This window comes from Orbus hercynius (genome assembly GCF_003634275.1).
Classification (GTDB): Bacteria; Pseudomonadota; Gammaproteobacteria; order Enterobacterales; family Orbaceae; genus Orbus; species Orbus hercynius.
In genome coordinates, this window is record NZ_RBWY01000001.1 from 153596 (window position 1) to 170127 (window position 16532).

The window sequence follows — 16532 nt, forward strand, 5'->3', positions numbered from 1 at the left end:
GTATATAGTTAATTGAATATTGATAAATATTCATAACTCAATAGTTTTTTAACTAAGGATAGTGAAAATGGCTAAGACACCAGCTAAAAAAGAGCCAGCTAAAGCACCTGCCAAGGCACCTGCTAAAGCTCCAGCTAAAAAGAAATAGTTGAAACCGAATTAATTTGATTAAAGGGTCATTTGACCCTTTTTTCATGCAAACAATTTAGCCAATAGTCTATTTTTTTATCTTAGTGATGCGATGCTAATCAGATACTGGGGCATGATACTGTATTACGAGTATCGCGTAATAGGCTTTACCGTTTGGTGTATCAACGGTGATTTCATCATCAACTTTATGGCCGATTAAGCTACGTGCAACAGGGCTGTCGATAGAGATCCAGTTTTTTTTCGGATCGAATTCATCTGGCCCAACTAAACGAAAGATTTTTTCATGACCATTTTCATCTTCCAGTGTTACCCAAGCGCCAAAAAATACCTTACCTTCTTGCGCAGGATTGGGTTCAACAATTGTCAACGCTTCAAGCCGTTTGGTTAAAAATCTAACGCGGCGATCAATTTCGCGCAGTCGTCTTTTACCATAAATATATTCGGCATTTTCGCTGCGATCACCCATTGCGGCTGCTTCCGAAACTGCTTGGGTTACTTTAGGTCGCTCTTCTTTCCAAAGATATTTTAATTCACGATCAAGTGCCAAATATCCTTCTCTTGTTATATAATTGCTCTTTGCCATAATTAAAATTGTTGATTTTGATTCCACTAATAAAATGTAAGATAAGTATTTATGATAAATTCACAAATTAGCCATATTATAGCTGGTGAACTGAGTGTAAAACCAGAACAAGTTTTTGCTGCCGTCAGCTTACTCGATGAAGGAAGCACGGTTCCTTTTATCGCGCGATACCGAAAAGAAGTGACCGGGGGACTTGATGATACTCAATTACGTACCTTAGATAGCCGATTAACTTACCTGCGTGAACTTGAAGATCGTAAGCAGACTATTTTAAAATCGATCGAAGAGCAAGGTAAATTAACCCCAGCACTGCAAAAAAGCATTACAACAACACTTAATAAAACTGAATTAGAAGATCTTTACCTACCTTATAAGCCTAAACGACGAACGCGTGGACAAATTGCAATTGAAGCAGGATTAGAACCTTTAGCGAATGCTTTATGGCAAAATTCTCAGCTCGATCCTGAAGCTGAAGCGACAAAATACCTAAATAAAGATAAGAGTATTGATGATACGAAATCCGCATTAGATGGCGCACGCTATATTTTAATGGAACGGTTTGCTGAAGATGCGACATTATTGGCTAAAGTGCGTCATTATTTATGGAATAATGCGCATTTAGTTGCGACGGTCAATCAAGGTAAAGAAGACGAAGGCGCAAAATTCCGTGATTATTTTGCTCATCACGAGTTAATTGCCAAGATTCCCTCTCACCGTGCTCTAGCAATGTTTCGTGGACGTAATGAAGGAATTTTGCAGTTATCACTTAATGCCGATCCACTTGCCGAAGAGCCACCGAAAGAGAGTTATTGCGAACAGATTATTACCACCCACTTAGGTATACACCTAAATGATGAGCCAGCAGATAAATGGCGCAAAGCCGTGATTAGTTGGACATGGCGTATTAAGATTTTAATGCACATGGAAACGGAGCTAATGACAACGCTCAGAGAGCGTGCAGAAGAAGAAGCGATTAATGTGTTTGCTGCTAATTTACATGATATGTTAATGGCAGCACCCGCTGGTATGAAAGTGACAATGGGGATGGACCCTGGGCTACGTACTGGTGTAAAGATCGCGGTGGTGGATCAGACAGGGAAACTCGTTGCAACTGACACAATCTATCCTCATACGGGTCAGGCGGATAAAGCGGCGATGATTATTGCGGCACTCTGTATTAAGTATCAAGTTGAACTAGTTGCGATCGGTAACGGTACTGCTTCCCGTGAAACGGAGCGATTTTTCATCGAGTTGCAGAAAAAATATCCAGATGTTAAAGCTCAAAAAGTGATTGTCAGTGAAGCGGGTGCTTCGGTATATTCTGCTTCTGAACTTGCAGCCCAAGAGTTTCCAGCGCTTGATGTATCGTTACGTGGCGCGGTTTCCATTGCGCGCCGGCTACAAGATCCTTTGGCAGAGTTAGTTAAAATTGATCCGAAATCCATTGGTGTTGGCCAATACCAGCACGATGTCAGTCAAACGTTATTAGCTAAAAAACTTGATGCTGTTGTTGAAGATGGGGTAAATGCCGTTGGCGTTAACTTGAACACGGCATCCGTTATGTTATTATCGCGCATTGCAGGCTTAAATAAGGTGATTGCACAAAATATTGTTGATTATCGTAACGATAATGGTCAATTTATCGATCGTAAACAATTGTTAAAAGTTGCTCGACTTGGGCCAAAAGCCTTTGAACAGTGTGCGGGCTTTTTACGTATTATCGGTGGTAAAAATCCGTTAGATGCTTCGGCAGTTCACCCAGAAGCTTATCCAGTGGTTGAACGCATTTTGACTGCATTAACTAAGCCATTACAAGAGATTATGGGTGAGAGTGAGTTGCTCAAATCGCTTAAAGCGGTTGATTACACCGATCAACATTTTGGTTTACCAACAGTAACCGATATTATCAAAGAGTTAGATAAACCGGGTCGAGATCCAAGGCCTGAATTTAAAACGGCACAGTTTACTGAAAACGTCGAAACGATGAATGATCTCAACGTGGGCATGATTATGGAAGGCGCCGTGACAAATGTGACAAATTTTGGCGCATTTGTTGATGTTGGTGTCCATCAGGACGGACTTGTCCATATTTCGGCATTATCCGATCGTTTTGTTGAAGATCCTAGAACGGTGGTTAAAACCGGTGATATTGTGAAAGTCAAAGTGATCGAGGTGGATATTGCACGCAAACGTATCGCGTTATCTATGCGCCTTGATGATGATACTACCTCGATTAAGAATAATGAATCACCGCGAAGAGATGCAAAAGCGACTAACACTAAATCGGTTCAAGCTGCAACCAATAGTGCAATGGGCAATGCCTTTGCTGCTGCATTTAAGAAAAAATAAGGGCCACGATGAAAAAGCGTATTCCAAATACATTTAATTTACCTGTTTATGCCCAAGATGTGATAGCTGTAAATCATGTTGATGAGCTGATGGCATGTTATGAGCACGCTACGGCCAAAAATATACCGATGCTTGTTTTGGGAGAAGGAAGTAATACTTTATTCACCGAAGATTTTGCCGGTATGGTAATTCTTAATCGCATTGGCGGCGTGGCGATTAGCGAAACGGAGGATTGCTGGCTCATTAAGGCTGGCGCTGGTGTTATTTGGCATCAATTAGTGAGCCAATTAATTGAGCAGCACATCCCCGGACTTGAGAATTTAGCGCTTATTCCGGGCTGCGTCGGCTCTGCGCCTATTCAAAATATTGGCGCATATGGCGTTGAGTTTGAACAATTTGCGGATTATGTTGAGTTATTAGATTTGACGAACGGTGAGTTAATCACCGTGACCGACGGTGAATATGGTTATCGTGAAAGTATATTTAAGTCGCAATATCGCCAACATTATGTTGTCACGGCTGTTGGAGTAAAGCTGCCTAAACAGTGGCAACCGGTGTTGAGTTATGGTGAGCTGAAATTATTTGATCGCCAAACCGTCACTGCCAAAATGATTTTTGACAAAGTCTGTGAAGTTCGTAGCAGTAAACTACCTAATCCGAAAGTACTTGGTAATGGTGGCAGTTTTTTTAAAAATCCGGTTATTGATCGTACTCAATATCAGCAATTAGCTAAGCGATATCCGGATATGCCAGCTTATTTTCAAGCTGATGGGCAAGTGAAGCTCGCCGCTGGCTGGCTGATCGATCAGTGTGGTTTAAAAAATCACCAAATTGGTGGGGCAGCTGTTCACGATAAACAAGCACTGGTATTGATTAATAAAGATCACGCGATAGCACAAGATGTGATTGATTTAGCCAGAGTGGTAAGAAATACTGTACAACAACGATTTGGAATCTCTCTTTCCCCAGAAATTCGATTTATTGCTAAGCAAGGCGAGATTGATGCTAATTTACTATTGAGCTAATAAATATATTAGGGATTAGGTCCAGGTAGATTTAATTAGTTAATTATTTTATTCATATTAAGAGTTGATAACATGGGGCGTCGTTCATATTCTTTTCCGGTTTTATTAATTAGCTTACTATTTGTCACAATATCCCTTTCTACATTAAATACACAAGTGCCTTTGTGGTTAGTTCATAGCTATTTTCCTGTTTGGCAAATTGGTTTGATTGGATCGAGTTATTTTGTTGGTAATCTTGTTGGTACCATCGTTGCGAATTGGTTCATTGGCAAATTCAATGCCAAACTGACCTACAGTTATGTCTGTGTTTTATTTGCCGTTGCCACTTTAGGGTTAAGTTTTTCAATGGATTTTTATAGTTGGATATTTTGGCGATTCTTAATTGGTATTGCTTGCGCGGTCACATGGGTTGTAGTTGAAAGTTGTATTTTGGTTACTGGGACGTTACGTACTCGAGGTAAAATGCTAGCCGTTTATATGACAACTTATTATTTAGGGACGGTGTTTGGGCAGGCATTACTGCGTTATTTTCCAACAGATGTTTTGTATTTTAGTCTTGTGATATCCACGTTGATGGCACTCGCTGTATTATTTATTTTATTAACTCACTATAAACTACCGAAAAAGAAACACAACACGTTTAATTTGATGCCAATGATTTTACACAAACAAGCCAGATTTGGTTTGATTGGTTGTATGATTGCGGGAATGATTATTGGTTGTTTTTATTCATTACTGCCAGCTTATTATGCACATTTGGGCTATAATGATAGTCAAGTTGCCAATTGGATGATTGTATTGATTATCTCAGGTGTGATTGCCCAAATTCCAGTAGGATGGATTGCTGATAAATATGGCAAACAGACTCTACTTATCGTTGAGATGTTGATTGCGATAATGGCATGTCTCATGCTAATTAGTGGTTTATTTAATGTCGTTGCCACAATTATTTTGGGAGCAACGATTTATACGATTTATCCTATTTCTATGGCTTGGGCCTGTGAATCGGTCAGAAAACCCGATATTGTTGCTATGAATCAAACAATGTTATTAGTTAACACCTTAGGAAGCTTAATTGCACCGGCATTTATTTCATTAATAATGGATATATGCGGTGATATTTACTTATTTGTTAGTTTTGCCATTATTTCACTCTATTATGTCTGGGTACTTACTAATAATATGATAAAAAACAGATGGAGTCATAATTAATATGCGCGATATTTCTAACCCACTTAAAGTGGTGGCGTTATTGTCAGATGGTCAGTTTCATTCGGGTGAAGAGTTAGCGGCTATATTTGGCATCACTCGAGCCGGTGTTAATAAATACATCAAAGTCATTCGAGAATGGGGAATAGAGCTGCTATCGGTGCAAGGTAAAGGCTACCAATTAACTCATCCACTCGATCTGCTTAATAACGACAAGATCGCTAATTATTATCACCGTAAAACTAAACAATCGCCTAATTTCGAAGTCATTCCAGTAATTAATTCAACCAATCAATATTTATTAGAGCGAGTTCAGTCATTACCGGTTGGTTTTGCCTGCATTGCTGAGTATCAACAAGCCGGTCGAGGGCGCCGAGGGCGGCAGTGGTACTCACCATTTGGTAGTAATCTTTATTTATCAATATATTGGCGCTTAGAGCAAGGCCCCGCGGCGGCAAGTGGATTGAGTTTGGTGATTGGTATTGTGATAGCTAAAGTGCTGCGTGAGTTATCCGGTCAAGATATTAGAGTTAAATGGCCAAATGATCTCTATCTGAATGACAAAAAATTAGCCGGGATTTTAGTTGAAATCACAGGTAAAACTGGCGATGTTGCCCATGTTGTTATGGGGGTCGGTATTAATTTAAGTATGCACAATCCTAATCAAGATATTGTCAACCAAGCGTGGTCTAATTTAGGTAATATTGATCGTAATCAACTGGTTGCTGAGCTTTTATCTTATTTGCGTCAAGCATTAATCAACTTTGAAAAAGAGGGGCTGACAGCATTTTTATCACAATGGAGCCCAATCGATAATTTTGCTAACCGCTCGGTTAAATTAATTATTGGCGATACCCTTATTAAAGGGATTGCTCGAGGAATTAATGAACAGGGCGCACTCTTGCTCGAGCAAGATGGTCAAATCACGCCGTATATTGGCGGTGAAATTTCGCTTAGGGCCGATAGTTAATGTACATGCATTAACAATGTTAATGCTGTATTAATTGGCCTGCATCTTGTAAGTCTTGGTAGATATAGTGTTTATAGCTTTCAACGAGTTGCTTGTCTTCACAATCATCTAATTTACCATCGCAAAGATAGCGCATGGCAATATTCGCTCGGTAAAAGTCAGAATATTGCACCCCCGTTTTTTCTAAAATTAAACCGCTAACGAGTGAGACATCGGTCAATTCATTATGCTCAACACTGCTTGGATAATTGGTTGTTAATGTATATTGCGTGAGGTAGTCAGCAGCACTTAACTTTGTTTTATAGTCACCGCCCCAGCTCAAAGCAGGTTGGTGATCACCAAAATATAGAAAGAGTGTCGGATTTTGCCGGTGCTGTATATAACGACTGAAATCTTGTGTCGCGCTATCGAGTGGCGTTATACGGCTTAAATAATCATTAAAACGACCAACAAACTGTTTATCAGTAACTGAAGATTCGATTTGTGTCTCGTCCACAAAGTTAGGATCGTAAGGCCCATGTTCATTCATCGATAAAACAAAAATAAACAGTGGTTTGTCTGTATAAGTGTCAAGAATCATTTTGACGCGATCGAGTAAGTCTTGGGTCGGTATTTTCCATAAATTTTCATTTTGCTCTGCGGCATAACCTAAGTCTTGTGGCATAAAAAACTTTTGCATACCAAAGGACGTATACGCCGGGCCTGCATTATAGTTACCATAGCCCATCGGAGATAATACAACGGTGAAATAGCCATTGTCATTGAACTCTTTAAAAAGGCTAGTTTGTATATGTGGGGCAACGACATAGTAAACCGAGTTTTTCCGATAAGAAAAATCATTGGTATTGAGTCCTGTTAGCATTGAAAATTCAGTTAGCCATGTGCCACCGCCAAAGGTTTGTACGCGCATTAAGTTGCTATTAGGTTGCGAGAACATCTCATAACTAGGTACATTCGAAGATGGGATATCAAATAACTGGGGATTGACGGTGGATTCTTGCAAAAAGACCACGACATCCGGTTTTTTAGTTAATACTGGCGTAGCTGCTGAAATTGACGGTTGAAATGTCGATAATTTATCTAAAAAGTAAGCTGACGAATTTCCAAAAATTGGTGGCTCATAAGTGAATTGATTGGATGAAATAAACAGATTGGCAATTGTACCGCGTCCTTTGGGCAAATATTGTTGCCATAGGCGATTGACATGAGCTTGCTTACTCACATAAACGATACCGCAGAATAATATAATTGAGATAAGTAAACTTCCCCATCTACTCAGCTGGCTAATTTTTTTTTCTGTTCGAAATAGCCAAATATTAGCGATCAAAAAGATAAGTAATGCAAACAAATACAGTGATGCACTTGGATAGTGCAATAATGTTGAAAAATTTTTTGGATCAAAGGCGACATAGAAATCAGAGAAAAATAGTCTTTCTTTATAGTAGTGAACTTTAATTTGATTCAACAGTTGCAAAATGATGAGCAGTGAACTGGTGATGACTAAAGATAGTGCGATGCGGCGTGTTAAAAAGACAATCATTGTTGCTAGTGAAGCGTAAAATCCAAAAGCGATAAAGGTGAATACTGACAATCCGACGGCATTAGTACAAGTAATAAATGCAATAATAATAATAAGCAAAGCATAGGTAATTTTTAAACTAAATAAAATTTTCTTCACAGCATCTGGTTCTAATTTGGATTATAATAGCCAGAGATAATAGGTACTGATCTGATAAATGTAAATAGTAGGAGCAAAGATTGTGCAAAATTTTCAATTTTATAATCCAACACGGATTATTTTTGGTCAAGATACCATTTCGCAATTAGCCACCTATTTACCAAAAGGCGCCCGCATATTAATTGTATACGGCGGGCAAAGTGCGATTAATAATGGGACGCTTGATGAAGTCAAAACTACCCTTGCTCCTGATTTTTATTATCAAGCGTTTGGCGGCATTGAACCCAATCCTCATTTTGAAACGTTGCTTAAAGCGGTTGACATTGTCAAAAAACATAAAATTGATTTTTTGCTTGCAGTGGGTGGTGGCTCGGTAATTGATGGGACAAAATTTATTGCTCAAGCAGCACTGTATCGCGATGATCCCTGGAAAATTTTGACCAAAACCGGTGTGGAAGTAAAAGATGCGTTACCGCTTGCAACGGTTCTAACCCTGCCAGCGACTGGCTCTGAAATGAATTGCCGCGGCGTCATTACTCGAGCTGAAACTCAAGAGAAACTTTCGTTTAGAACTGAACTGATTTTTCCTCAGTTTTCAATACTCGATCCTAGCAAAACCTATTCACTACCAAAGCGCCAGTTAGAAAACGGGATTGTCGATTCATTTGTCCATACGCTTGAGCAGTACTTAACTTATCCGGTAGATGCCAAAGTGACTGATTATTTTGCCGAAGGGATACTAAAAACGTTGCTTGAAATTGCGCCAGACGTCATTCATAAGCCTGATGATTATCAAGCTAGGGCGAATTTTATGTGGGCGGCAACCCTTGCTCTTAATGGTATTTTAGCAACGGGAGTTCCTGAAGATTGGGCAACGCATCGTATTGGACATGAGCTTACAGCGCTTTATGGTTTAGACCATGCTCGTACGTTAGCCTTGATTTTACCAGTACTTTGGTCGCTGAAAAAAGAGGAAAAACGAGCGAAGTTATTGCAATATGCGTTACGGATTTGGGGTATTACATCGGGAACGGATGATGAGAAAATCGATAGCGCGATTGAAAAAACCGTCCATTTTTTTCAATCTTTAGGCATGAAAAATACCCTTGCTGACTATGGTATTAGTAAAGATGTTGATCTATTAGTGGCTAGGCTCGAGCAGCATGGACACACGGCACTAGGTGAGCAAGGTAATATTACCTTAACCATTAGTCGGCAGATTTTAGAGCGTATTTAGTGTATTGCAAATAGAGGGCTGCACGAGCAAATTGTGTGGTTGTTCCTTATTATAGAGAGTTTAAACAAGCCCGGTAGGGCTTATATCAATAGAAGATATATATGATTAAAATTAATAATGCTCAATATAAAATTGGTGATTACACGACGTTTTCTATTCCTGAGCTGACGATTATGCCGGCAGAAAGTTGGGCATTTGTTGGCTGTAACGGTAGCGGAAAATCCAGTTTAGCGAAGGTATTAACTGAGCAATTACTATTACTTAACGGACAAGCTTCTCATCAGTTTTCCGCTGTTGAACAGATCTCTTTTGAATTATTACAAAAGATGATTGAAGATGAGTGGCAACGTAATAATACTGATATGTTAAGCGAAGGTGAAGACGATATTGGTTTAATGACTAAGCAAGTGATTAGCGAGAATAGGCAAGATAGTGAGTTATGCCAAGTTTTAGCTAAACGTTTTGGCATTGATCATTTACTTGATAGGCGCTTTAAATACCTCTCAACTGGTGAAACACGTAAAGCGCTATTATGTCGTATTTTAATGTCTTCGCCTGATTTATTAGTACTCGATGAACCTTTCGATGGTCTAGATGTTGAATCTCGTCGTCAGTTCACTTTGTTGTTAGCAGAATTATCGCAGCAAGGTGTTACCGTTGTTTTAGTGTTAAACCGATTTGATGATATTCCAACCTTCGTTCAGTCTGTTGGCGTATTAGCACAGTGCCAACTCATTAAGGTTGGTCCCAGAGAGCAGATTTTAGCCGATGAAGTGGTAAAGGCACTGAGTAATATTGAAGCTCTCACTAATATCCATTTGCCAGAACCGGATATTGAGCTTGAACGCTTGCCCGTTGAGGTCGCTAGAGTCAAGTTAAATCACGGGTTTGTACAGTATGATGGCAAAGCAATTCTTAATGATATAACTTGGCAAGTTAATGCCCAAGAAAACTGGCAAATCGTTGGGCCCAATGGCGCAGGTAAGTCGACTTTGCTCAGTTTAATTACTGGCGATCATCCGCAAGGCTACAGCAACGATTTAACGTTATTTGGGCGTAAACGTGGTTCAGGCGAAACGATTTGGGATATTAAAAAGCATATTGGCTATGTCAGTAGTAGCTTACATTTAGACTACCGAGTAAGTAGCAGTGTGAAAAATGTTCTATTATCTGGTTATCTTGATTCGATAGGCGTTTATTGTGCAACGAGTGATAAGCAGGTTAAATTGGCGGAGGAGTGGCTCGCTTTATTGAATTTGACTAAACAGGCAAATCAACCCTTTAAATCATTATCTTGGGGTCAACAGCGCTTAGTTTTAATTGCCAGAGCATTGGTTAAACACCCAACTTTGTTGATTCTAGACGAGCCATTACAGGGTCTTGACCAATTAAACCGAGAGTTAGTAAAGCGTTGGATCGACTTATTAATGCAAAAAGGATACAGTCAATTACTGTTCGTTTCTCACCATGTTGAAGATGCGCCTCGATGTATTACCCATCGATTAATATTTGTTGCTCAGGATCATGATAACTATTCTTATCAGATGGAAAAATTACCCGCTAATTAATTTAGATAATAACTATTAATTTATAGGGTAAAAATAGGTAAAAAAATAATTTATTTTGATCATTTGTGCTATTATCAGGATCTTTATTGCGGTAAACCCCTGTAAAATTAAGGGAATAAAGCATTCATAAAGTTATCCCCGATGGCTGTGGATAACTTTGTGAATAGTTTCTTGAAAACGTAGCTAATCGCTAGAAATAACACGCTTTATTCTAATTTGTTTAGATAGTAAACATAAAATATCAATATTATATAAATCAAATAGTTAGGATAAATCAAGTGTCGGTTATAGCCAGCTTTAACTTGATTTTTAAAACGGCCAATGTGGAAATGAATTAATGCCAAAGGTCAAGCCTTTTTTGGGGATAAATTTTATTTACTACACATAGATAATGTGATAATAGAAAGGACAATGTATGCGAAATTTCAAATTATGTTCAGAATTTAGCCCAGCAGGGGATCAGCCCGAAGCAATAAAAAAAATTAATCAAAATTTAGATGATGGTATTGCACATCAAACCTTACTTGGTGTAACGGGATCGGGTAAAACCTTTACAATGGCTAATGTGATTGCAACCCATAATCGTCCGACTGTTATTTTAGCACCTAATAAAACATTAGCCGCTCAGCTATATGGAGAGATGAAATCCTTCTTCCCTGATAATGCGGTTGAGTATTTTGTTTCATATTATGATTATTATCAACCTGAGTCTTATGTTCCAACAACTGATACTTTTATTGAAAAAGATGCGTCGATTAACGAACATATTGAGCAGATGCGATTATCCGCGACGAAATCGCTATTGGAGCGACGTGATGTTGTCATTGTTGCATCGGTTTCGGCGATTTATGGCTTAGGTGCACCAGAAACCTATATGGCTATGATTTTACATTTAACTAAAGGTACTATTACCGACCAACGCGCGATCCTGACGCGTTTAGCTGAAATGCAATACAAGCGTAATGATATTGGTTTTAATCGCGGTACGTTTCGCGTGAGGGGCGATGTGATTGATATTTTCCCTGCTGATTCGGACACATTAGCGGTGCGAGTGGAATTATTCGATGAAGAAGTCGAAAAATTAGTATTATTTGATCCTTTAACCGGTAGCGTTGTTAATGAAGTCTCGCGTATTACAGTTTATCCGAAAACGCACTATGTTACGCCTCGTAATATTCTTGAGAATGCGATTGCACAAATCAAACAAGAGTTGGTTGATCGACAAAAAATTTTATTAGATCAAAATCGTTTGCTTGAAGAGCAGCGTTTGACCCAACGTACTTTGTTTGATTTAGAGATGATGTCTGAGTTAGGTTACTGTTCTGGCATTGAAAACTATTCACGTTATCTATCACAGCGTAAGCCCGGCGAACCTCCAGCTACATTGTTTGATTATTTACCGGCAGATGGTCTACTGTTTATTGATGAATCGCATGTTGCAGTGCCACAAATAGGTGCAATGTATAATGGCGATCGTTCTAGAAAACTTAATTTGGTTGAATATGGTTTTAGGCTGCCGTCAGCGTTAGATAATCGACCGCTTAAATTCAGTGAATTTGAACAGATCATGCCACAAACAATTTATGTGTCAGCCACACCCGCAAAATATGAAATAGAAAAATCGGGTGAAGAGATTATTGAACAAGTCGTGCGCCCAACTGGCTTGCTCGATCCTGTGTTGGAAGTCAGGCCGGTGATGACACAAGTTGACGATCTATTATCTGAGATAAAACAGCGCATCATATTAAGTGAACGGGTTCTCGTTACTACGCTGACTAAACGAATGGCTGAAAATTTAACAGATTATTTTTCAGAACATGGCATAAAAGTGAAATATTTACATTCTGATATTAATACGGTTGAGCGAATGGAAATTATTCGTGATTTACGTCTAGGCGAAGTTGATGTTTTAGTTGGAATAAACCTATTACGTGAGGGACTTGATATTCCTGAAGTATCTTTAGTGGCTATTTTAGATGCTGATCGTGAAGGTTTTTTACGTTCGGTAAGCTCATTAATTCAAACTGTTGGTCGGGCAGCTCGTAATGTCAATGGTAAAGCGATTTTATATGCTGATAAAATTACGCCAGCGATGCAACAGACTATCGATGAAACGGCGCGAAGACGTAATAAGCAGCAAGAATTTAATCAAGAGCATCATATTGTACCTTCATCTGTTAAAAAACAGATTCAAGATATCCTTGATGCGGGTTTAAGTACAAAGAAATCAATCAGTAAAGCGAAAATATTTGAACCTGGCAAGAACTATGATTATGTGTCGGTCAAAGAGGTACAAGCTCGAATTAAAGAGCTTGAAAGTATGATGTATGAAGCGGCTAAAAATCTTGAATTTGAACGTGCAGGCGTGCTACGCGATGAAATTAAACAGTTAAGAAGTGATTTTATCACGTTATCTTGATTGATCTTTCATCAATAGTTACCCGTAATTAAGTCATAATATCGGCTTGGCATAATTGTTACAATTGAAATTGTCTGTTAGTTTGATATCTGCTAGTATGCTTAACAAAATTGATTCGTAAAGGAATAAAAATGGAAAATAGCAATATTATTCAAGTTGAAGTTGATGTTTTTCTCATGAAAAAAATGTCATTTATTGGCACGATGCAGAAGATTTTTGGCGTTTTTGCCATTATTGGTGGCGCATTAACATGTCTTGGTATTATAACGGCAATATTGGGCGTTCCTTATTTGATAGCGGGGATAAAATTATTTAAATCGGGTAGTGCATTTTCTTATGCTTCATATACTCATGACAGTAAATTTATGAAAGAGGCAATTGTAAATTTGGCCTCATATTGGCTATACACGTTAATTATGATTATTATTACAGTTGTATTTTATATTATTGCTTTATTGATGATGTTTACCATTTTTGCACGTGGGCAGTATTATTAAAGTTAGTAATACACTCGTTGTGACAAGGAGAACAGCGTGACAATTATTCGAATCGATGCCGATGATCGTTGGTCGGAAGCGACTATACATAATGACGTTATCTATTATACCAGTGTGCCAGCTAATTTAGTTGCTGATGTTTATGAACAGACTAAAAGTGCATTAAGCGAGATTGACGCAATACTTGCTCGAGCGAATAGTGATAAAACGCATATTTTGGATGCAACAATTTTTATTGTCGATAAAGCCGATTTCGCCGCTATGAATAAAGCATGGGATGAGTGGGTGGTTAAAGGCCAAGCGCCTGTACGCTGCACTGTGCAAGCAGGGTTAATGAAAGATAGCTATAAAGTTGAAATTAAGATCATTGCTGCGGTTAAAAAGTCGTCTTAATATTTTATTCTTATCGCTACTTTGCGTAGCAAGCAGGTTCTGCCGTTGTATGCAGAACCTTTTAATCATTAAAAAGCGGTCGTATCTTGGAATAGACCGACTTTAAGATCCGTTGCTTGATAGATAAGTTTACCATCAACAAACACTTCACCATCGCCAATCCCCATAATCAGACGACGATTAATGACACGTTTAAAGTGGATTTTGTAGGTCACTTTTTTTGCTGTTGGCAGGACTTGGCCGGTAAATTTCACTTCACCAACACCTAGCGCACGACCCTTGCCTTTACCACCTACCCAACCAAGGTAAAATCCAACTAATTGCCACATTGCATCAAGCCCTAAACAGCCTGGCATTACAGGGTCATTAGTGAAATGGCATTTAAAAAACCATAGATCAGGATTGATATCAAGTTCTGCTTCTACATAACCTTTTTCAAAGTGCCCACCTTGCTCGTTCATTTCGACCACTCGGTCCATCATTAACATTTGATCTGACGGTAATGGTGGTCCATCAATCCCAAATAATTCGTTATTACCTGATTTTATCAGGTCTTCTTTTGTATAAGATGATTTGCGTTCAAAAGTCATACGTAACCTTTTATATGTTATATCTTTAAGTAAAAAATTAAGCGTACAAGTGTAAGCTTAAACAGGCTTTTTTGCAATGCTATTTACGCCATTTATGAAACCAGCCAGTGGGGCGTTTTTCGTGACTGATGGTCATTTGTATTCTGGCTTGAATGAGTTTGTATAAACTAATAGTATTTTCATCTCGATAAGCGATGCCTGTGAGTAAGTATAATGCATCTGCGACATTATCGACCGTCCAAATTGAAAATTGTTCATTTTTAATCGCGGTGGTAATGTCATTATTTAAACAGAGATGGCGCTGATTACTTGAAGGAATAATGACCCCTTGTTGACCCGTCAAGCCTTGATTTTGGCATACGGCAAAAAATCCAGCTATTTTTTCGTTTACACCACCAATTGCTTGTACGTGACCAAATTGATCCACAGAACCTGTCACCGCTAACTGCTGATCAATTGGCTGCCCTGATAAGGCGCTAATTAAAACACATAGACCCGCAAGTGACGCACTGTCGCCATCCACTTCATTATAAGATTGTTCAAAGACTAATGAGGCTGAAAAAGGCAGTTGGTGAGTGAGGGCAAATTCAGATGTAATGAATGATTGCATTATCATCATGCCTTTAGAGTGAATATTACCAGCAAGTTCATTTTTACGTTCAATATCAATGAACTCACCATCACCAAAATGGATTAAGCAGCTTAAACGGGTAGGTTCACCAATCGCTTTAGGATGACCTGGGTATTCAACCACTGATAAGCCATTGATTTGCCCAACCACTTGTTCTTTGGTATTAATCATTACTTGGTTTGTGAAAATGGCCTCTCGAAAACGCTCAACTAAATAATTTTCACGCCAGTTTTTTTGCTCGATTGCAATGTTGACAGCACTTGCATCAATATCATCAACGGCTACTTGTGCCGCATAAGTTAATTGATTATTTAGCCAGTCAGGCAATAAGGGTATAAGCGATTGATCTTCTGTATATTGTGTTCCTGCTTTGATTAATTCACTGATGGCTGAGTGATTAATGTTCGGTAATTGTTGATAACTTGCTAAAAATTTTACATATGCTGACCATTTTTTGATATCGTCATCAGATTTAATCACTAATTCGTTTTCAAACTCTGCATACAGGGCTGACTCATAGAACTCGGGATCATCCTCTTGCAACTCAGCCATACTGAGCCTATCACCCACTAATACAATGCGTAAATCAAGTGGCATCGCTGGAATGGTAATAGGCAATGGATTGGCATCATCGGTTGAGAACCATTCATATTCACCACTCATCACCATATTCTTTAAGCGAGCCCAAATATTTGGCTGTGAAAGAAGGGTGCGTAACCCTAAGATTAATACACCGCCATTGACATTGTGCACTAGCCCTGGTTGCAGTTTAAATAGATTATCTTCGGGTTGTCTGACACATCCAAACAAACGTTCATGATCTATCCAAGTAGAAAATTGGCACCGATCTATGGCGGCAAAATTATCTTGTTTAGACTTTGCCGGTGACAAGGTGATTTTTCGATCGTTAATATGGTAAGCAAAGCCCATTTGTACCGATGGCGGCAATATTGATTCAATCGAATGATGTAGTAACGAAAAAAATAGCTGACTTTCAGGTGCTTTTAATAACATAAATCGAGGCTGATAAGTCTTCCTGTTGGTCGGACATAACATCGATAACGCCGATTGAATCCGAGGCTGCAGTGTTAACAAATCTGCCTCGAGTGTGAGATTATCTAATAATGACGAAATATGGTCAGTAATTGGCTGTGTTTCTTGCCAAGTCAGTCGTTTAATTGTCAAAGTCGTGGTCTTTTAAAAAGTATTAAATTAATTAGATGATTATACCTG

Annotated in this window: 13 protein-coding genes; 9 read left to right on the forward strand and 4 right to left on the reverse strand. The window is 38.8% G+C overall.

From position 1 onward, the window contains the following. Positions 1 to 244 precede the first annotated feature (244 nt). Positions 245 to 733 (reverse strand): transcription elongation factor GreB, encoded by a 489-nt coding sequence (greB, locus tag DES39_RS00795; RefSeq protein WP_121143876.1) that lies wholly within the window; start codon positions 731 to 733, stop codon positions 245 to 247. Positions 734 to 784: 51 nt separating this feature from the next. Between greB and DES39_RS00800 the strand changes: the two genes are divergently transcribed. The 4 genes from DES39_RS00800 (at position 785) to birA (ending at position 6286) form a co-directional block, all read left to right on the forward strand. Continuing rightward, positions 785 to 3082 carry a Tex family protein gene (locus tag DES39_RS00800; protein ID WP_121143877.1) on the forward strand — a complete coding sequence of 766 codons (2298 nt, stop codon included), beginning with the start codon at positions 785 to 787 and terminating at the stop codon, positions 3080 to 3082. A gap of 8 nt (positions 3083 to 3090) precedes the next feature. Next, on the forward strand, positions 3091 to 4107 hold the full coding sequence (gene murB, locus DES39_RS00805; protein WP_121143878.1) for a UDP-N-acetylmuramate dehydrogenase: 1017 nt from the start codon (positions 3091 to 3093) through the stop codon (positions 4105 to 4107). Positions 4108 to 4179: 72 nt separating this feature from the next. Continuing rightward, positions 4180 to 5319 carry an MFS transporter gene (locus DES39_RS00810; RefSeq protein ID WP_121143879.1) on the forward strand — a complete coding sequence of 380 codons (1140 nt, stop codon included), beginning with the start codon at positions 4180 to 4182 and terminating at the stop codon, positions 5317 to 5319. Between the two features lies 1 nt (position 5320). After that, on the forward strand, positions 5321 to 6286 hold the full coding sequence (gene birA, locus DES39_RS00815; protein ID WP_121143880.1) for a bifunctional biotin--[acetyl-CoA-carboxylase] ligase/biotin operon repressor BirA: 966 nt from the start codon (positions 5321 to 5323) through the stop codon (positions 6284 to 6286). 19 nt (positions 6287 to 6305) lie between these two features. Here birA and DES39_RS00820 read toward each other — a convergent pair whose 3' ends face one another. Next, positions 6306 to 7964 (reverse strand): sulfatase-like hydrolase/transferase, encoded by a 1659-nt coding sequence (locus DES39_RS00820; RefSeq protein ID WP_121143881.1) that lies wholly within the window; start codon positions 7962 to 7964, stop codon positions 6306 to 6308. Between the two features lie 82 nt (positions 7965 to 8046). On the opposite strand from DES39_RS00820, the gene DES39_RS00825 reads away from it, so the two are divergent. The 5 genes from DES39_RS00825 (at position 8047) to DES39_RS00845 (ending at position 14078) form a co-directional block, all read left to right on the forward strand. Beyond that, positions 8047 to 9201: an iron-containing alcohol dehydrogenase gene (locus DES39_RS00825; protein WP_121143882.1), complete on the forward strand. Its 1155-nt coding sequence runs from the start codon at positions 8047 to 8049 to the stop codon at positions 9199 to 9201. A gap of 101 nt (positions 9202 to 9302) precedes the next feature. After that, a complete protein-coding gene (gene modF, locus DES39_RS00830) occupies positions 9303 to 10769 on the forward strand; it encodes a molybdate ABC transporter ATP-binding protein ModF (protein ID WP_121143883.1) in 1467 nt (488 codons plus the stop codon). A gap of 415 nt (positions 10770 to 11184) precedes the next feature. Beyond that, complete coding sequence (gene uvrB / locus DES39_RS00835) at positions 11185 to 13188, forward strand: excinuclease ABC subunit UvrB (RefSeq protein ID WP_121143884.1); 2004 nt, start codon at positions 11185 to 11187, stop codon at positions 13186 to 13188. 131 nt (positions 13189 to 13319) lie between these two features. Then, positions 13320 to 13685 (forward strand): DUF5362 family protein, encoded by a 366-nt coding sequence (locus DES39_RS00840; RefSeq protein WP_121143885.1) that lies wholly within the window; start codon positions 13320 to 13322, stop codon positions 13683 to 13685. A gap of 36 nt (positions 13686 to 13721) precedes the next feature. Beyond that, on the forward strand, positions 13722 to 14078 hold the full coding sequence (locus DES39_RS00845) for a RidA family protein (RefSeq protein ID WP_121143886.1): 357 nt from the start codon (positions 13722 to 13724) through the stop codon (positions 14076 to 14078). Positions 14079 to 14146: 68 nt separating this feature from the next. Here DES39_RS00845 and fabA read toward each other — a convergent pair whose 3' ends face one another. Together fabA and DES39_RS00855 are read right to left on the reverse strand one after the other, a co-directional pair. Continuing rightward, entirely contained in the window at positions 14147 to 14668 is a 522-nt protein-coding gene (gene fabA / locus DES39_RS00850) for a bifunctional 3-hydroxydecanoyl-ACP dehydratase/trans-2-decenoyl-ACP isomerase (protein WP_121143887.1), read from the reverse strand. A gap of 79 nt (positions 14669 to 14747) precedes the next feature. After that, the gene (locus DES39_RS00855; RefSeq protein ID WP_121143888.1) at positions 14748 to 16484 is read right to left on the reverse strand and encodes an AAA family ATPase; all 1737 of its coding nucleotides are present in this window, start codon (positions 16482 to 16484) and stop codon (positions 14748 to 14750) included. Positions 16485 to 16532: the final 48 nt, after the last annotated feature.